The organism is Serratia sp. 2723 (assembly GCF_050434425.1).
Lineage (GTDB): Bacteria > Pseudomonadota > Gammaproteobacteria > Enterobacterales > Enterobacteriaceae > Chania.
Genome location: NZ_JBNDIN010000003.1, coordinates 294,942 through 313,174, shown reverse-complemented (window position 1 = coordinate 313,174; position 18,233 = coordinate 294,942). Strand labels below are relative to the sequence as shown.

At 56.8% G+C, this 18,233-nt stretch carries 17 protein-coding genes; 10 read left to right on the top strand and 7 right to left on the bottom strand.

The window, feature by feature from the left end:
- Positions 1 to 5: 5 nt before the first annotated feature.
- Entirely contained in the window at positions 6 to 974 is a 969-nt protein-coding gene (gene secF, locus ABIE29_RS06435) for a protein translocase subunit SecF (protein WP_429617318.1), read from the top strand.
- Positions 975 to 1,030: 56 nt separating this feature from the next.
- Here the strand turns inward: secF and ttrR are convergent, their stop codons facing one another.
- Both ttrR and ttrS read right to left on the bottom strand, forming a co-directional pair.
- Positions 1,031 to 1,645 carry a tetrathionate respiration response regulator TtrR gene (gene ttrR, locus ABIE29_RS06430; RefSeq protein ID WP_429617317.1) on the bottom strand — a complete coding sequence of 205 codons (615 nt, stop codon included), beginning with the start codon at positions 1,643 to 1,645 and terminating at the stop codon, positions 1,031 to 1,033.
- Positions 1,620 to 3,413 (bottom strand): tetrathionate respiration histidine kinase TtrS, encoded by a 1,794-nt coding sequence (gene ttrS / locus ABIE29_RS06425; protein ID WP_429617316.1) that lies wholly within the window; start codon positions 3,411 to 3,413, stop codon positions 1,620 to 1,622. Before ttrS ends, ttrR begins: the two co-directional genes overlap by 26 nt.
- A 117-nt stretch (positions 3,414 to 3,530) precedes the next feature.
- On the opposite strand from ttrS, the gene ttrB reads away from it, so the two are divergent.
- From ttrB to ttrA, 3 genes are read left to right on the top strand one after another with little or no spacing between them, the layout of a single operon-like run.
- Positions 3,531 to 4,265 (top strand): tetrathionate reductase subunit TtrB, encoded by a 735-nt coding sequence (ttrB, locus tag ABIE29_RS06420; RefSeq protein ID WP_429617315.1) that lies wholly within the window; start codon positions 3,531 to 3,533, stop codon positions 4,263 to 4,265.
- A complete protein-coding gene (gene ttrC, locus ABIE29_RS06415) occupies positions 4,262 to 5,320 on the top strand; it encodes a tetrathionate reductase subunit TtrC (RefSeq protein WP_429617314.1) in 1,059 nt (352 codons plus the stop codon). The genes ttrB and ttrC overlap by 4 nt, the downstream gene beginning before the upstream one ends.
- Positions 5,313 to 8,396 (top strand): tetrathionate reductase subunit TtrA, encoded by a 3,084-nt coding sequence (gene ttrA / locus ABIE29_RS06410; RefSeq protein ID WP_429617313.1) that lies wholly within the window; start codon positions 5,313 to 5,315, stop codon positions 8,394 to 8,396. The genes ttrC and ttrA overlap by 8 nt, the downstream gene beginning before the upstream one ends.
- Before the next feature lie 50 nt (positions 8,397 to 8,446).
- On the opposite strand, the gene ABIE29_RS06405 is transcribed toward ttrA, so the two are convergent.
- On the bottom strand, positions 8,447 to 8,989 hold the full coding sequence (locus ABIE29_RS06405) for a DUF3251 domain-containing protein (protein ID WP_429617312.1): 543 nt from the start codon (positions 8,987 to 8,989) through the stop codon (positions 8,447 to 8,449).
- A 196-nt stretch (positions 8,990 to 9,185) separates the two neighbouring features.
- On the opposite strand from ABIE29_RS06405, the gene nrdR reads away from it, so the two are divergent.
- From nrdR to thiL, 5 genes are all read left to right on the top strand, one after another.
- Positions 9,186 to 9,635: a transcriptional regulator NrdR gene (nrdR, locus tag ABIE29_RS06400; RefSeq protein ID WP_021180191.1), complete on the top strand. Its 450-nt coding sequence runs from the start codon at positions 9,186 to 9,188 to the stop codon at positions 9,633 to 9,635.
- A gap of 10 nt (positions 9,636 to 9,645) precedes the next feature.
- Positions 9,646 to 10,752, top strand: a complete 1,107-nt coding sequence (gene ribD, locus ABIE29_RS06395) for a bifunctional diaminohydroxyphosphoribosylaminopyrimidine deaminase/5-amino-6-(5-phosphoribosylamino)uracil reductase RibD (protein WP_429617311.1) — start codon at positions 9,646 to 9,648, stop codon at positions 10,750 to 10,752.
- A 120-nt stretch (positions 10,753 to 10,872) separates the two neighbouring features.
- Positions 10,873 to 11,343, top strand: a complete 471-nt coding sequence (gene ribH, locus ABIE29_RS06390) for a 6,7-dimethyl-8-ribityllumazine synthase (RefSeq protein WP_021805495.1) — start codon at positions 10,873 to 10,875, stop codon at positions 11,341 to 11,343.
- Between the two features lie 21 nt (positions 11,344 to 11,364).
- Positions 11,365 to 11,781, top strand: a complete 417-nt coding sequence (gene nusB, locus ABIE29_RS06385) for a transcription antitermination factor NusB (RefSeq protein WP_021180188.1) — start codon at positions 11,365 to 11,367, stop codon at positions 11,779 to 11,781.
- A gap of 45 nt (positions 11,782 to 11,826) precedes the next feature.
- The gene (thiL, locus tag ABIE29_RS06380; RefSeq protein ID WP_429617310.1) at positions 11,827 to 12,807 is read left to right on the top strand and encodes a thiamine-phosphate kinase; all 981 of its coding nucleotides are present in this window, start codon (positions 11,827 to 11,829) and stop codon (positions 12,805 to 12,807) included.
- 56 nt (positions 12,808 to 12,863) lie between these two features.
- On the opposite strand, the gene dinQ is transcribed toward thiL, so the two are convergent.
- The 4 genes from dinQ to xseB form a co-directional block, all read right to left on the bottom strand.
- Positions 12,864 to 12,947, bottom strand: a complete 84-nt coding sequence (gene dinQ, locus ABIE29_RS06375; RefSeq protein WP_363135930.1) for a damage-inducible type I toxin DinQ — start codon at positions 12,945 to 12,947, stop codon at positions 12,864 to 12,866.
- Between the two features lie 431 nt (positions 12,948 to 13,378).
- Positions 13,379 to 15,241, bottom strand: coding sequence for a 1-deoxy-D-xylulose-5-phosphate synthase (gene dxs / locus ABIE29_RS06370; RefSeq protein ID WP_429617309.1), 1,863 nt, complete (start codon positions 15,239 to 15,241; stop codon positions 13,379 to 13,381).
- A gap of 21 nt (positions 15,242 to 15,262) precedes the next feature.
- Positions 15,263 to 16,165: a (2E,6E)-farnesyl diphosphate synthase gene (ispA, locus tag ABIE29_RS06365; RefSeq protein WP_429617308.1), complete on the bottom strand. Its 903-nt coding sequence runs from the start codon at positions 16,163 to 16,165 to the stop codon at positions 15,263 to 15,265.
- Between the two features lie 5 nt (positions 16,166 to 16,170).
- Entirely contained in the window at positions 16,171 to 16,434 is a 264-nt protein-coding gene (gene xseB / locus ABIE29_RS06360; protein WP_429617307.1) for an exodeoxyribonuclease VII small subunit, read from the bottom strand.
- Between the two features lie 283 nt (positions 16,435 to 16,717).
- On the opposite strand from xseB, the gene thiI reads away from it, so the two are divergent.
- Complete coding sequence (gene thiI / locus ABIE29_RS06355) at positions 16,718 to 18,166, top strand: tRNA uracil 4-sulfurtransferase ThiI (RefSeq protein WP_429617306.1); 1,449 nt, start codon at positions 16,718 to 16,720, stop codon at positions 18,164 to 18,166.
- Positions 18,167 to 18,233: the final 67 nt, after the last annotated feature.

Here is an 18,233-nt window from a genome sequence, read left to right as displayed (position 1 = left end):
GCGTTGTGGCACAGGATTATACTGTTGAACAACTCAACTATGGCCGTAAAGTCTATGACTTTATGCGCTGGGATTACGTGGCCTTCGGCATCTCATTGGTGCTGTTGATCGCGTCGATCGCCATTATGTCGGTGCGTGGGTTTAACTGGGGTCTGGATTTCACCGGTGGTACGGTGATTGAAATTACCCTGGAACAACCCGCGAATCTGGACCTGATGCGCGATACGTTGGAAAAAGCCGGGTTCCAGGACCCGATTATCCAGAACTTTGGCAGCAGCCGTGACGTAATGGTGCGTATGCCACCGGCGGTCGGTACCGCAGGTCAGGAGCTGGGTAACAAAGTTATTGGCGTGATCAACGAATCAGTCGATAAGAATGCGTCCGTCAAGCGTATTGAATTCGTTGGCCCGAGCGTAGGGGCAGAACTGGCACAAACCGGCGGTATGGCGCTGCTGGTGGCGTTGATCTGTATCCTGATTTACGTGGGCTTCCGTTTTGAATGGCGTTTGGCCGCGGGGGCCGTTATCGCCCTGGCGCACGACGTGGTCATCACCATGGGTGTGCTGTCGCTGTTCCATATCGAGATTGACCTGACCATCGTGGCATCCTTGATGTCGGTGATCGGTTACTCGCTGAACGACAGTATCGTGGTCTCTGACCGTATTCGTGAGAACTTCCGCAAGATCCGCCGCGGTACGCCTTATGAAATCATGAACGTCTCGCTGACGCAGACGCTGAGCCGTACCATCATGACCTCCGCCACTACGCTGATGGTGGTTCTGATGCTGTACATCTTCGGTGGCGCGATGCTGCAGGGCTTCTCACTGACCATGCTGATCGGTGTGTCTATCGGTACCATATCCTCTATCTACGTCGCCTCTGCGCTGGCGTTGAAACTGGGTATGAAACGCGAACACATGCTGCAGCAGAAAGTGGAGAAAGAGGGCGCCGATCAGCCTTCGATCCTGCCGTGATTGCCCGGTACACGGCTGAATAAGCCGTGTACCGCCTGAACCTGATGCCGGTCAGTTTACTCTGACCGGCATTTTTTTTGCTCCTGCGCGGCCAACAGGTTTAGCGAACTCACCAATTCCGCCAGGCTGGTGGCCTGCATCTTCTCCATCACTTTGGAGCGGTGTACCTCGACGGTGCGTACGGCGACGAAGTAACGATCGGCGATGGCCTTGTTGGTCATTCCGGCGGCAACGGCGCTGGCGATATCTCGTTCGCGCGAGGTCAGCGTACTGAAACGCTGCTGCAACTGGTAGCGTTCCACCTGACGTTGAGAATGGGCGAACCCCCGTTCCAGCGCCTCGATCAGCGGTGCTGTGGCAATCGGTTTTTGCAGGAAATCCAACGCTCCCAACTTCATCTCTGCTACCGCCATGGCGATATCACCATGGCCGGTAACGATCACCACTGCCAGCGTGCTTTCCCGCTCGCGTAGCCGCTGATGGATTTGCTGCCCATCGATCCCCGGCATGCGAATATCCAGCATCACGACGCCGCATTGGTAAGGGGCGACTTGGTCTATAAACCTTTGGCTGTCGTTCCAGATCTGTACCTGATAACCCAGCCCTTCGAGTAAAAAGCGGCTGGCGTCGGTGACCGCCAGATCGTCATCGACCAGATGTATCAGCGCCATAGCGTGTTTCCTTCTTGAACCCGGGGAAGATCAGGATAATCCGTAGCCCCTGCCGTTGTGGCGATATCGAATAATTTTCCAACGTCAGCTCACCCTGCTGGCTCCTTAACAGCCGCTGGCAGATCACCAGCCCCAGGCCAAGCCCTTCCGATTTAGTGCTGCGAAAAGGCACGAATGGTTGTGCTAACTGTTCGGCGCTGAGGCCGCCGCCATCGTCTTCCAGTATCAGCGTTTGCCGAACGCCATCGGTTTCCAGCCGTAGGGTGATCTGCTGGGAGCCGGCCTGCAGGCTGTTGCTTAACAAGTTGGTGAGCACCTGCTCCAATAGCGTGGTCTGGCTATACAACTGGCTTTTCGGGGCGATGATGATGACCAAGCGGCACCGAGGGTAATGCTGTTCGATGCGCATCAGCTTGATGACGTTTTCCACCAGGGGGCGCAGCATCAGCCATTGCGTGCTTTCATGGTGCGGCGTTTTACTGACCCATTGGCGCAGATTGACGATGGTTTCTGCCCCTCGTTGCGCCTGTTGGCCAATCTGTTCGAGGATCGGCAACAGCTCGTGTTGCGGATCGCTGCGCTCAAGGCGGATACGGCAGCCTTCGGCATAGTGACGTATTGCCGCCAGCGGCTGGTTAAGTTCGTGAGCGAAACCGGAAGCCATCTCACCCAGAGTGCTGAGGCGTTGCGCCCGGGCTAGCGCCGCTTCTCTGGCCCGCAGCGTCAGATGCATTTGCTCAAGCTCGCGCCCACGTTGGCGTACCAGATGGCCGATCCACAGATGATTTGCGCCGAGCAGTAGCATGCCCCCGGCGAGCACGCCAAGCAGGAGCAGATGTTGCAGTGCCCAACTGTGTATCTCTTGCCAGAGTGAACGCTGTGCTGGGTGGCGATCCAGATCACGCAGCAGTTGGTCTACCTGGCGGGATGAAGCGGGAGCGCCCCAGTTAGGAAGACCTGGGGTATTCATTTGCAACAGTTGGCGGGTCAGTTCGTCGACCAGGGGATCGGGCACGTGGTTCAAGGCGGCAAACGACCAATTGGGGTAAAGTACGCTGCTGGTCAGGCAGGGTTGTGCGTTGGGCTTGGCCAGCAGGGCACGGTAATCACTGGCCTTTAGTAATCCTTCTTCCTCCATCTCTTCCAACAGGCAGACCGGCACTATGGCTGCGTCCAGCGCCCGATCGCGCAGCAGATAAAGCAGGGCATCCACGGGATAACCGCTGAAGTGCAGTTGCAGATCTTTTTCCGGATGTATGCCGGCGGCCAGCAGTTCCTTATAACCCAGCAGATAGCCGCCGAAGGCGTCAGGGGAGACCGCGCCCACTTTTTTACCGGTGAGCTGATTAGCCTTGGTCACTGTGCTATCGCGGCGTACCAGGATCACGCTACCTATCACGTTGTTTGAGGCATTCTGCAGATTTTTGTTGGAGCGTAAGGACACCAGCCAGCGTAACGGGTAACTATTGTCCAACTGAATATACTGCGCCGGGTTGGTGAGCAGAAAATCGACCTGGCCGTTGTTGACGGCTTTCCCCATATCGGCCAGGTTGAGCGGCAACAGTTGAAAGCTTTCGTCTGGGAACTGGCGATTGAGATGGTTAATTAACGGCTGCCATTGGGCCAGAGCATGTGTATCACCGCGTAATGCCAGTACAGCGATGGTCCGCTGGCCCGCCCAGGCCGGGCACAGCCAGCTGCATAGCAAGATCATCAGTAGTGCTTTTTTCACATCATCTCCATTTTTATGATCTCGATCGCCCACCATAATTGTCCTGGATCAAGCCGCCGTAGGGAATGTGGTAAACCACAATATGGGCGGTCATGCGCCACTTCTACACTCCTTTGTATCAGCTCCCCGGTTGATACTTTTTGGGAGAAATCAATGGATAGTGGAAAACGGCAATTTTTACAACGCATCGGTGTCCTGACCGCAGGAGCCGCACTGGTGCCGCTGGCGCATTCCGGCTGGCAACTGCAACCCGAACGGCGGGAAGGCGACAGCAAAAGGCGCATGGCGATGCTGATCGATCTGCGCCGCTGTATTGGCTGCCAGGCCTGCACGGTTAGCTGTGCGGTAGAGAATCAGCTGCCGCAGGGGCAGTTTCGCACCAGTGTACTGCAGTATCAGGTCGTCACGGATAGCCAGCGTATCCCCACCAACGTGCTGCTACCGCGCCTGTGCAATCACTGCGATAACCCGCCTTGCGTGCCGGTCTGCCCGGTTCAGGCGACCTTCCAGCGTCAGGACGGCATTGTGGTGATTGATAATACCCGCTGTGTCGGCTGCGCCTACTGTGTGCAAGCCTGCCCCTATGAGGCGCGCTTTATCAACCATGAAACCCAAACCGCGGATAAATGCACCTTCTGCGTCCACCGCCTGGATGCCGGGCTGTTGCCTGCCTGCGTTGAATCCTGTGTCGGCGGTGCGCGCATGATCGGCGATCTTAACGATGAACAAGGCACCTTGAGGCGCACGCTGGAACAGCATCGAGGGGAGCTAAAGGTGCTGAAACCCGAGCAGGGGACGCACCCACAGGTGTTTTATCTGGGGCTGGATGAGGCTTTTGTCAGCCATGTCCGGGGACAACCGGCGCTGTGGCAGGAGGTACACTCATGATCCGCGAAGTGATGGCTCGCCCGCAGGAGATCGCCTGGTTGCCCTGGGCGGTACAGTATTTCTTTTTCATCGGTCTGGCATGTAGCAGCATTGCCATTGCGGCCTGGTTACGCTGGCGTTTGGCACCTGAGGCATCTCGGCTGGAGTTGGCTGCCGTTTCGCTGGCGGTGGTGAGCGGCACTGTGGCTCCGTTGGCCCTGAGTGCAGATTTACATCAACCCGCTCGAATCTGGCACTTCTATGCCCATTTCGCACCTTGGTCGTGGATGTCTCTTGGCTCGGTGTTTTTACCACTGTTTACCTTGCTGGTCGTGGCCTATTTCATTTTGCTGCTGCGTTGCCAACTGAGGGCAAAAGCCCTGCCGTTCTGGGCGCGTTGGTTACAGATTTGGCCCGCTTGGCAAGAAGAGAAATGGCTGCGTTGGGTGGCATTGGCCACGCTGCTTTCAGCAGTCAGCATCCTGCTCTATACCGGCCGGGAAGTGTCTGTGCTGCGTTCACAACCGCTGTGGTACAGCCTGTGGTTACCTTGGCTATTGCTGCTCACCGCTATGCAGGCCGTTCCGCCAATGCTGGCCTATTGGTTACGCCATGAGCCTCAGTGGCAGCCTCGTTTGGCTCGCTATCAGGGGCTTTCCCTATTGTTACTGTGCCTCTCCAGCCTGGGCTGGTGGTTGGATGGTAGTGACTCCGCCGCTGCGCTGCGCCAGTTACCCGCTCAGGGGAGCGCTTGGTCATTGGCTGGTAGCGCATTTGCCGTAGCTATCCTGCTATTGATGGTTTCGGCTTGGCGATTGCGTCATCGGGCGCTAGGGACGGCAGGTCTGTTAGCACAATGCGTGGCAGCGTTGCTGCTCTGTTGGGGCGTGCGCTGGATGCTGCTGATGCAAACCCAGACGCTGCCCAAGTTCAATATATTGCTCAACCCCTATGTTTTACCGCTCGGCAGCGAGGGGCTATTGGCTATCCTCGGTACCTTCGGGCTGTGGCTGGCATTAATCATCGGGGTTCGTGAATTACAGCATGGGTTGATGGAGAAAAAACGCTATGGCTAAGTCAACGCGTCGTCAGTGGTTGAAGGGCGGGCTCGCTTTGGGTGGGCTGGCCGTGTTTGCTGCCAGCTACAGCGAAATGGTGCAGAAGGTGTTTACCGGCCTGCGCGATGGCAGCAGTGGGAAGCTGACGCTAGACCGGATCAGCGCCAATGCGTTACCGCCAGAAGGCCGCCAGCATCCCGAAGGCTGGCAGGCCAATCCGCAGCAGGCCGTTTCCATGACGCAATGTTTTGGCTGCTGGACGCTGTGCGGCCTGCGGGTGCGGGTCGATCGTGACAGCAATCAGATACTGCGCGTGGCGGGTAATCCTTATCACCCGCTGTCACACGATCACCATTTTCCCTATCGTTTGCCGGTGAGTGATGCGCTAAACCGGCTAGGCGGGGATGCTGGTCTGGAACAACGCTCAACCGCCTGTGCTCGCGGTGCTACCCTGTTGGAAGGGCTGACCAGCCCGTACCGGGTGCTGGAGCCGATGAAACGGGTAGGGCCGCGCGGTGGCGGGCAGTGGCAGCGCATCAGTTTTGAACAGTTGATCAAGGAAGTGGTTGAAGGCGGCGATCTGTTTGGTGAAGGGCCAGTGGAGGGATTACGGACCATCCGCGATCTGCAAACGCCGCTCGATCCGGCACAGCCAGCGCTCGGGCCGAAGGCTAACCAACTGCTGGTCACCAACGCTGGTGATGAGGGGCGAGACAGCTTTATCAAACGTTTTGCGCAAAACGCCTTTGGCACGCGCAACTTCGGCCATCACGGCGCTTACTGTGGGCTGGCCTACCGGGCGGGTTCCGGGGCGCTGATGGGCGATCTGGACAAAAACGCCCATGTGAAACCTGACTGGGATCATCTGCGCTTTGCACTGTTTCTGGGGACGTCACCCGCACAGTCCGGTAATCCGTTCAAACGGCAGGGGCGTCAGTTAGCCAATGCCCGCCTGCGCGATGAGTTCCGCTACGTGGTGGTGGCCCCAGCATTGCCGTTAACCACCACGCTGGTCAACGATCATAACCGCTGGGTGCCGGTATTGCCGGGGACGGACTCCGCGCTGGCGATGGGCATGATCCGCTGGATTATCGATAAGGAGCGTTATAACGCCGATTATCTGGCGTTACCTGGCGAGGCGGCCATGCAGGCGGCCGGTGAAAAAAGCTGGTCGAATGCTACCCATTTGGTGGTGATCGATGACGATCATCCTTTGTGTGGCCAGTTCCTGCGTAAGTCACATTTGATAGCTGAGGCTGGCGGTGATGAAGAAAGCCCTGCCCTGGTGTGGGACGCCCAGCGAGACGAACCACTGCCTGCCACCGAGGCCATGCGTGGGCAGTTGCTGGTTGAGCAGCAGGTTCAACTGGCCGATGGCTCACAGGTACGGGTGCGCTCCAGCTTCCGTTGTCTGCAACTGGCGGCGCAACGTTTTACGCTGGCCGAATACAGCGCCCAGTGTGGCGTTAGCGCTGAAACCATTGCGGCGTTGGCCAAGGAGTTTACTTCTTATCAGCGGCAGGCGGCAGTGATCTCCCATGGTGGCATGATGAGCGGCAACGGTTTCTACAGCAGTTGGGCGGTGATGATGCTCAATGCGCTGATCGGTAACCTTAATCTCAAGGGGGGTGTTTCGGTGGGCGGCGGCAAGTTCAAGGAGTTTGCCGAAGGGCCACGCTACAATCTTGCCACTTTCCCTGACATGGTGAAGCCGAAAGGATTGGTACTGTCGCGCAGTAAGCAGGCGTACGAAAAGTCAGACGAATATCGTCGCAAGGTGGAACAAGGCGTCAATCCTTATCCGGCTCGTGGGCCGTGGTATCCCTTTGTGGCTGGTCAGTTTACCGAGCAGCTGGCTCCGGCGTTGATGGGATACCCTTATCGGCTGAAAGCCTGGATCAATCACATGGGCAACCCGCTCTACGGTGTGGCCGGATTGCGCGAGGTGGTGGAGAGCAGGCTGAAGGATCCGCAGCACCTGCCGCTGTTTATTTCCGTCGACGCCTTTATTAACGAAACCAGCGCGTTGGCGGACTATATCGTGCCGGATACGCACAACTTTGAAAGCTGGGGTTTTACCTCCCCTTGGTCTGGCGTCATGGTCAAGGCAAGTACCGCGCGTTGGCCGATAGTGCCTGCGCGCACGGCCAAGACGGCGGACGGACAGCCGATCGCGCTGGAGAGCTTTGTTATTGCGCTCTCGAAGGCCATGGGGTTGCCGGGCTTCGGCGAAGGGGCGTTACAGGATGCGCAAGGGGATCTTTGCGGGCTGCATTGTGCCGAGGATTATTACCTGCGCGCTGCGGCCAACGTGGTGTTTGCTGGCGAGCCGCTGCCTGAGGCGACGGAGAGTGAGCTGCGCCTGACCGGTGTCGATCGTCTGCAACCGGCGCTGAATCAGGTATTGAAAGCGGATGAGCGGCTGCGGGTGGGCTATATGCTGGCGCGTGGTGGCCGTTTCGCGCCTCATGAGCAGGCTTGGCAAGGGGAGGCGACCGGCCCACAGTGGAAGCAAGGGCTGAATATCTGGAATGAGGAGGTGGCACGCCATCGTCATGCCATGACTGGGGAGCGCTATAGCGGCTGCCCAACCTATTATCCACCTCGTTTTGCCGACGGTTCCGACGTGGCGCAACACTATCCGAGCGAGGCATGGCCGTTCCGCCTGATGTCGTTCAAGTCGCATCTGATGAGCAGCTCAACCGCTCCTATCGAACGTTTGCGGGCCGTGAAGGCGGTTAATCTGGTCGCGCTCAATCCGCTAGATGCCGAGCGCAATGGGTTACAACATGGCGACCGGGTCAGGTTGCAGACGCCTGGCGGCAGTGTGGAAGCGCAAATCAGCTTGCTCGACGGGGTCATGCCGGGCGTGATTGCCATTGAACACGGCTACGGGCATCGTGAGATGGGGGCACGGGTTCATTCACTGGATGGGCAGGCATTGGCGGCAGATCCACGCATTGCCGCAGGGATCAACCTCAACGATTTAGGGCTGGCCGATCCGACTCGCGAAGTAGGCAACAGCTGGCTGGACTGGGTCAGCGGGGCGGCGGTACGGCAGGGGTTACCGGCGAAGTTGCAGCGTTTGGGCTAACCTTACTGACCCAATCCCCGTGAACGACGGGGATTGGGTGATTTACCGCATCAACGTTGAGTGATGGGCTCTACGCTATGCACACGGAGATAGCCCAATTGCGATGGCGTTACGCCACTCAGGCGCAGTTCAAAGATTTGCTCGGTTTTTGGCAGCAGCGAACTGGCGCTCTGAATTTGTTGCGACTGCGCTTGCGCACTTAGTGGCATACCGGTTGCGGCATCCAGTTGGCCCCACTCCAACGTAGCGGTAAAACCGGGCAGATATTGGCCTGAGAGCGTGCGCACATACAGTATTGCCTGGCTGCCGTTGGCTTCGCTCTTCACATAGTTGAGCGATAGGCTCAGTTCACCCACGCTGCTTTGTAATCTGGCGGCATTATTGGCGGCGGGCAGCAGGTAGACGCCGCTGCTAGAGCTTTGGTTAAGCCGGTTTTGGCGCTCCAGGGAGGTAGCCTGCTCGGTCAACTCCCCCAGCACCTGCTTGAGCTCAACCACCTGGTTGGTGAGTTTCGGCACTTCGCGGTTCTGTGCGCAACCGGCCAGCAGGATCATGGCGGTGAGCAGACAAACCTGGCGATAACGGATTGTCATAACGGCAATTTCCTCTTCAATAACACTGGCTCCCAGCTTAGCCCGATCGCTGGCCAAAGTCATGTCTACCACTAAGTATGGCTGCTTTATTGCGCAATCGTGGATGCAATTCGCAACAAATGTCCGGCGGTCTTTGTTGTGGCGGTAGTTCGGGGTAAACTGTGTGCAACTATGTAAACGCTTATCAGGACGAGTTATGCATTGCCCTTTCTGCGCTGCCGTTGATACCAAAGTGATTGATTCCCGCCTGGTGGGTGATGGATCGCAGGTGCGCCGTCGTCGCCAATGTCTGGTCTGTAATGAACGTTTTACCACTTTTGAAGTGGCCGAACTGGTGATGCCACGGGTGATCAAAAGTGATGAGGTTCGCGAACCGTTCAACGAAGATAAACTGCGCCGTGGCATGCTGAAAGCGCTGGAAAAGCGCCCGGTCAGCTCCGACGACGTAGAAAACGCCATCAACCATATCAAATCCCAGCTGCGTGCTACCGGCGAGCGTGAAGTGCCCACCAAAATGGTCGGCAATCTGGTAATGGATGCGTTAAAGAAGCTGGATAAGGTCGCGTATATCCGCTTTGCTTCGGTGTATCGCAGTTTTGAAGACATTCGCGAATTCGGCGAAGAGATCGCCAAACTGCAGGATTAACGGGATCCGCATGCAAAACGACGAATTCTATATGGCGCGCGCCTTTGAGTTGGCACGTCTGGGGCGTTTCACCACCACGCCGAACCCGAACGTGGGCTGCGTTATCGTGCGCGATGGCAGCATCGTGGGTGAAGGCTTTCATTTGCGGGCCGGTGAGCCTCATGCGGAAGTACACGCTTTGCGCATGGCGGGGGAAAAGGCGCGGGGGGCCACGGCCTATGTCACGCTGGAACCTTGTAGCCACCATGGCCGTACGCCACCTTGTGCAGATGCGTTGATCGCCGCGGGAGTCAGCCGCGTGGTGGCTGCCATGCAAGATCCCAATCCGCAGGTTGCCGGGCGTGGGCTATACAAGCTGCAACAGGCGGGCATTGAAGTGCGCCACGGCGTAATGCTGGCCGAGGCGGAAGCGGTCAATCTGGGGTTCCTCAAGCGTATGCGCACCGGGTTTCCCTATGTGCAGCTCAAGCTGGGGGCTTCACTGGATGGTCGTACGGCGATGGCCTCTGGGGAAAGCCAGTGGATCACCTCACCGCAGGCCCGGCGGGATGTACAGGAGTTGCGGGCGGCTAGCTCGGCTATCCTCAGCACCAGCGCGACCGTGTTGGCTGATGACCCCGCGCTGACGGTGCGTTGGGATGAACTGAGCAGTGAAACCCAAAAGATCTATCCGCGTGACAATCTGCGTCAACCGCTACGGATTATTCTGGACAGCCAGAACCGGGTTACGCCGCAGCACCGGGTCGTGCAGCAACCGGGGATGACCTGGTTGGCACGCCAGCAGCCAGACGATCGGATTTGGCCAGCAGGTGTGGAGCAATTATCCTTCCCGCTGCACGGCGGCGGTATCGATCTGGTGGTGATGATGATGCAATTGGCCAAGCGTCAGGTGAACAGCATCTGGGTCGAGGCTGGCGCGCAGCTTGCCGGTGCGCTGCTGCAGGCTGGGCTGGTGGATGAGCTCATCTTGTACATCGCGCCCAAATTATTGGGTGATAATGCTCGCGGGCTATGCCAATTACCGGGGTTGACGCAGTTGGCCGACGTGCCTGAATTTGCCTTTAGCGAGGTGCGCCAGATTGGCCCCGATCTGCGCCTGCGGCTAACCGCCAAATAGAGAATGTAACCTTTGTCTGCCGGTGCAGCCGCGTTTTACAAAAGCGCCGCGCAGGCGGACAAAGAATATGATAGAATCCGCCCCCCTGCGGGGTATTGAACCTATTTTTAAGGAAAGCCCATGAAAGTTATCGAAGGTGTTGTTGCTACTCCAAATGCCCGTGTGGCGATCGCAATTGCACGTTTTAACAATTTCATCAACGACAGCCTGCTGCAAGGTGCCATTGATGCACTGAAACGTATCGGCCAGGTTGCTGATGACAACATCACCGTTGTTTGGGTTCCAGGCGCTTACGAGCTGCCATTAACCGCACGCGTGCTGGCTAATACCGGCAAATATGATGCGGTGATTGCTCTGGGTACGGTGATCCGTGGGGGCACCGCGCACTTCGAATATGTGGCGGGCGAAGCCAGCTCCGGTCTGGGCCAAGTCTCGATGAATACCGAGATCCCGGTTGCCTTTGGCGTGCTGACTACCGAAAGCATCGAACAAGCGATCGAGCGTGCCGGCACCAAAGCGGGCAACAAAGGCGCAGAAGCCGCCCTGACCGCACTTGAAATGATTAATGTAATCAAAGCTATTAAAGCCTGAATTTAGTTTAAGGGGAATTCCGTGAAACCTGCTGCTCGTCGTCGCGCTCGTGAGTGCGCTGTTCAAGCGATTTACTCTTGGCAGTTGTCTAAAAATGACATTGCCGATGTTGAACACCAGTTCCTGACGGAGCAGGATGTCAAAGATGTTGACGTCGCCTATTTTCGTGAGCTGCTGTCCGGTGTGGCAGTCAACGCAGGTATGCTGGATGGCCTGATGGCCCCCTTCCTGTCGCGCCAGCTCGAAGAATTGGGCCAGGTGGAAAGAGCCGTACTGCGCATTGCGCTGTTCGAGCTGAAAATGCGTGAAGATGTCCCTTACAAAGTGGCCATCAACGAAGCGATCGAACTGGCGAAAACCTTCGGCGCGGAAGATAGCCACAAGTTTGTCAATGGCGTGCTGGATAAAGCGGCCCCCAGCATCCGTAGGAAAAAATAAAATATAAGGCCGGGAAACCGGCCTTACTTCTTTGGAAGACGAATTATGGCATGTGGCGAATTTGATCTCATTGCCCGCTATTTTGACCGGTTCAAAAGTGTGCGCCGCGACGTACAGCTCGGCATTGGCGATGACTGCGCACTGCTTACAGTGCCGGAAAAGCAGCTTTTAGCCATCAGTACCGATACCCTGGTTTCGGGTATTCACTTCCTGGCGGATATCGATCCCGCCGATCTCGGCTATAAAGCCCTGGCGGTTAACCTGAGCGACCTGGCGGCAATGGGCGCCGATCCCGCGTGGCTTTCGCTGGCGTTGACGTTGCCGGAAGTGAACGAAGAGTGGCTCAAGGCGTTCAGCGATAGCCTGTTCGAACAGATGAATTACTACGGCATGCAGCTGATTGGCGGCGACACCACCCGTGGCCCGCTGAGTATGACGCTGACGATCCATGGCCATATTCCTGTCGGGCGGGCGCTAACCCGCAGCGGCGCGCGCATTGGTGACTGGATTTACGTGACCGGTACGCTGGGTGACAGCGCCGCCGGGCTGGCAATCCTGCAGGATCGTTTGCAAGTGAGCGATCGGGCTTCGCATGAATATCTGTTGGCACGCCATCTGCGCCCGTATCCGCGTGTGCTGCAAGGCCAGGCGCTGCGTGATTTGGCCAGCTCGGCAATTGATCTCTCCGATGGCCTGATTTCAGACCTGAGGCACGTGTTGAACGCCTCCGAATGCGGTGCTCGCATTGAACTCGATGAGCTGCCGATATCGCAGACGCTGAACTACAATACCGATGCGGAGCAGGCGTTGCGCTGGGCGCTGACCGGTGGTGAAGATTATGAGCTTTGCTTCACCGTGCCAGAGATCAATCGGGGGGCGTTGGAAGTGGCATTAAGCCATTTAGGCGCGGATTACACCTGTATTGGCCAGATCGGCCCGCAGTCTGAAGGGATGAAGTTCTACCGCGATCAGCAAGAGGTTGAACTGCCGTGGAGTGGCTACGATCACTTTGGTAGCGCTCGATAGCCGTTGTTAAAGGTCGGAGGCGGCAACCCCCGACCTTAGCTACGTTTTCACTGTCATCAATCGATGAGCCGGCGAATCAGTTCCAGCAGCGCAACCAGCGCTTTAAGAACGATGAGAACTTTATCAATCAAAGTTTTCATCCGTTTCTCCATCAAGTGGAGTGAGAACGCCGCTGTTTACTCATACGCTGCCTGTCACAACGGTTTATCCCAAGTGTTAGTTAGGGATAGTGCCACTCCGGCCAGAGCACTGAAATCAGCACCATCTGTTATTTCAGCCAGGACTTGAAAACGTTGATCCCACGCTGCGGATGGCCAAAGTTTAACTATCACTATGACTAACCTCCCGATTATATCGGAGAGGTGTGTAAAAAACGAGCGATAAGCTGTACGAATTTGCACCTCTCAATCTTTTGTCTTATACTGGCTTGGTTAGTTAGGGATAGTTCTACCCCGGCCAGAGTCGTTGGCCGAAACGCAAAAACCCGACCTCACCAGTCGGGTTTTTGCGTTTTTGGCTACGCCGTGCAGCTATTCAAAACTGACCACATGATGCGGCGCCCTTGGCTAGACTATGCCAACCAGGTTTCGATCTGGCGTTGAATACCGGCCGCATCCAGGCCCAGATCGCTGCGGATCTCTTCCTGACCGCCCTGTGGGATAAAGCAATCCGGCAGGCCAATATTCAGTACGGGCACCACGCGGCGTTTGGCCATCAGCAGTTCGTTAACCCCGCTGCCAGCGCCCCCCATGATGGCGTTCTCTTCCAGCGTCACCAGCACTTCGTGGCTGGCGGCCATTTCCAGCACCAGTTGTTCGTCCAGTGGTTTGACAAAGCGCATGTCTACCAGCGTCGCGTTCATCGCCTCGGCGACCTGAGCGGCTTCCGCCAACAGGGTACCAAAGTTGAGGATGGCAATCTTTTCCCCTTCGCGGCGCACTATGCCCTTACCGAGCGGCAGTGCGGCCAGAGGTTCCAGCGTTGCCCCCGTACCGTTGCCCCGTGGGTAGCGTACCGCACTTGGGCCAGCGTTATGGTGATAACCGGTGTACAGCATCTGGCGGCATTCGTTTTCGTCGCTCGGCGTCATGATCACCATGTTCGGGATGCAGCGCAGGAACGAAATATCAAATGCGCCCTGGTGGGTCTGGCCATCGGCACCGACAATTCCGCCACGATCGATGGCAAACATCACCGGCAGTTCCTGGATCGCCACGTCGTGGATCACCTGATCGTAGGCGCGCTGCAGGAAAGTGGAGTAGATCGCCACCACCGGCTTGTAACCGCCGATTGCCAACCCGGCGGCGAAAGTTACCGCATGTTGCTCGGCGATCGCCACGTCGAAATATTGCTGCGGATAGTCGCGTGAGAACTGCACCATGCCGGAACCTTCGCGCATGGCTGGGGTGATCGCCATCAGTTGGCTGTCTTTGGCCGCCGTTTCACACAGCCATTCACCAAAGATCTTGGAATAGGTTGGCAGGCCGCCAGCACTTTTTGGCAGGGTGCCGCTCGCCGGATCGAATTTCGGCACCGCGTGGAAGCTGATCGGATCCTTTTCTGCCGGAGCATAACCACGGCCTTTCTTGGTCATGATATGCAGTAACTGTGGGCCTTTCAGGTCACGCATGTTTTTTAGCGTAGTGGCCAATCCCTGCACGTCGTGCCCGTCTACCGGGCCAATGTAGTTAAAGCCCAACTCTTCAAACAGCGTGCCGGGGACGACCATGCCTTTGAGGTGTTCTTCGGTACGCTTGAGCAGTTCTTTGATCGGCGGTACGCCGGAGAGCACCTTCTTGCCGCCTTCGCGCAGCGTGGAGTAGAGCTTGCCAGACAGCAACTGCGCCAGATGATTATTCAACGCTCCGACGTTTTCGGAGATCGACATTTCGTTATCGTTCAGCACCACCAGCATATCCGGGGTGATGTCGCCCGCATGGTTCATGGCTTCGAACGCCATGCCAGCGGTGATGGCACCGTCGCCAATCACGCAGACGGTGCGGCGGTTTTTGCCCTCACGCGCGGCGGCCACGGCCATGCCAAGACCCGCGCTGATCGAGGTTGAAGAGTGGCCAACGGACAGCACGTCATATTCACTTTCGGCGCGCCACGGGAACGGGTGCAGGCCGTTTTTCTGGCGGATGGTCGAGATGCGATCACGCCGGCCGGTCAGGATCTTGTGTGGATAAGCCTGATGGCCAACGTCCCAAACCAGATGATCGAAAGGAGTGTTGTAGACGTAATGCAGTGCCACCGTCAGCTCGACGGTACCCAGCCCAGACGCAAAGTGACCACTGGAGCGGCTGACGCTGTCCAGCAGGTATTGCCGCAGTTCATCACATAACTTCGGCAGGCTTTCTTTTGGCAACGAGCGGAGCTCTTCAGGACTTTCCGCTAAGGCCAAGGTCGGGTATTTGGCTATATCAAGACTCATTCAGTACTCATATCAGAGGAGTTAATTGTCGCGTTCAATAATGAAGTTGGCCAAGGCACGTAATGGTGCGGTGTTATAAGATTGTGTGGTCAACGAGTCTAATGCGGCCAAGGCTTCCTGATAGAGATCCCACGCTTTTAACTTGGCGCTGTCAAGCCCAAGCAGGGCCGGGTAGGTACTCTTGCCAAGCTGTTGGTCGGAGCCTTGGCGTTTACCGATTTTTTCGGTTTCGCCCACGACGTCAAGAATGTCGTCCTGTACCTGAAACGCCAGGCCAATGGCGGCCGCGTAACGATCAAGCTCAGGGAGTGCGGCACGGCCCGGCTCGCCGGCGGCCAATGCCCCCAAACGAACCGCAGCACGGATCAGCGCGCCGGTTTTATGGCGGTGGATCTGTTCTAGTGCCTGTAGATCGATCTGCTTACCTTCGGCTTCCAGATCCAGCGATTGGCCGCCGCACATGCCGGCCACGCCGCTGGCTTTGGCCAGTTCGGAAATCATTGCCAGCCGATCGCGCAGGGCTACATCGGGCATATCGGCGTCAGCCAGGATCGAGAAAGCCAGCGTTTGCAGGGCATCGCCCGCCAGAATCGCGTTGGCTTCCCCAAATTTGATATGGCAGGTTGGCTGGCCACGGCGCAGATCGTCGTCATCCATCGCTGGCAGATCGTCGTGGATCAGCGAATAGGCATGGATGCACTCCACCGCCGCTGCTGGGGCATCCAGATTTGCCAGGCTCAGGCCAAACATTTGCCCGGTGGCATAAACCAGAAAAGGTCGTAGCCGTTTACCGCCCAGTAAGGCGCCGTGACGCATCGCCTCAACCATTTTGCCATCATTGAACGGCAGTGGAGCGATATAGCCAAGCAGTGCGCGATCGCTGCGCTGATGGAAGGCCTGTAACTGATCGTGGAACTCAGACATCGTAATTACTCAGCGTCCGGGGTAAAAGGGGCCAGTGCAGCATCGTCGCTTTGGTCGTTAAGCAGGATCTGTACGCGCTGCTCCGCCTGTTGCAGCTTTTGTTGGCCCTGGCGAGCCAATTGGACGCCACGTTCAAACTCATTGAGCGCATCTTCCAGCGGCAAATCGCCGGATTCCAGGCGGGTTACGATACTCTCAAGTTCGTTCAGAGAATTCTCAAAGCTGATGCTTTGCTCTTTACTGTCTGATTGTGCAGGTTTTTTCGCCATAGTTTTCTTTTTACATCATCATGTGAACAGTGAGACCCGAGCCTATCCTAGCGGATCTTGATTAGCAAATCATGGCACGTCTATGTGGTTTTGTGCACGGCGCGCGTGCAGATAGTGATATACTTCGCGCCCAGATAAGATTGATAAAAGCCCGGCCAGCCCGCGATTTTATCAATATTATCGCCATTGTATACCTAATAGCCTTGCAGTGGCAGCTAACCACCGCCGCTGAAACCCATAGGGCAGGGTATTGCGTAATTTTCATCAGACTATAAAGACCGCCATGAAGTTTATCATTAAATTGTTCCCGGAAATCACCATCAAGAGTCAATCTGTGCGCTTGCGCTTTATCAAGATCCTGACTACCAACATCCGTAACGTCCTGAAGCAGTATGATGAAACTCTGGCGGTTGTCCGTCACTGGGATTTTATCGAGGTGCGTGCCAAAGACGAAGATCAGCGCCCGGCGATTGCCGATGCCCTGACGCGAATTCCCGGCATTCACCATATCCTGGAGGTGGAAGATCGCGCTTATACCGATGTCCACCATATCTTTGAGCAGACGCTGGAAACCTACCGCGAACAACTGGAAGGCAAGACCTTCTGCGTGCGGGTGAAACGCCGTGGCAAGCATGAGTTCAGTTCCCAGGACGTAGAGCGCTACGTCGGTGGCGGTTTGAACCAGCATATTGAAAGCGCACGCGTCAAACTTTCTCGCCCTCAGGTTACGGTAAACCTGGAGATCGATGACGATAAGCTGATGCTGGTCAAGGCGCGCCGCGAAGGCATTGGCGGCTACCCGATCGGCACCCAGGAAGATGTGCTGTCACTGATTTCCGGCGGTTTTGACTCTGGTGTTTCCAGCTATATGCTGATGCGCCGTGGCTGTCGCGTACATTATTGCTTCTTTAATCTGGGTGGTGCGGCGCACGAAATTGGCGTCAAGCAGGTTGCCTACTATCTGTGGAACCGCTTCGGCAGCTCACACAAGGTACGCTTTGTGGCGATCGATTTTGAACCGGTGGTCGGTGAGATCCTGGAAAAGGTCGATGACGGCCAGATGGGCGTGGTGCTAAAACGCATGATGGTGCGTGCCGCTTCCCAGGTTGCTGAACGTTATGGTGTACAGGCTTTGGTGACCGGCGAAGCGCTGGGCCAGGTTTCCAGCCAGACCCTGACCAACCTGCGCCTGATCGATAACGCCTCCGATACCCTGATCCTGCGCCCGCTGATCTCGCATGATAAAGAGCACATCATCAACGTGGCGCGTGAAATCGGCACCGAAGACTTCGCCAAGACCATGCCGGAGTATTGTGGCGTGATCTCAAAAAGCCCGACGGTCAAGGCAATCAAAGCCAGGATTGAAGAGGAAGAAGGGCACTTTGACTTCGAAATCCTCGATCGCGTGGTGCGCGAAGCGCGTAACGTCGATATCCGCACTATCGCAGAAGAAACCAGTCAGCAGGTCGCCGAAGTAGAAACCGTGGCTGAATTCAGCGCAGACGAAGTGATACTGGATATCCGCTCGGTGGACGAGCAGGAAGAGAAGCCGCTGCAACTGGCGCAGGTGGAAGTCAAACTGCTGCCGTTCTACAAGTTAGGCACGCAGTTTGCCGATCTCGATCAGAGCAAAACCTATCTGTTGTACTGTGAGCGCGGAGTGATGAGCCGTTTGCAAGCGCTGTACCTGCTGGAGCAGGGCTACGCTAACGTGAAAGTCTACCGCCCGTAATCTGCGTTGCAGGGTAGCAATGCCGTTTCTCTGGTGTTGCTACCCTTATCCACTTCTCCTGTTTGAT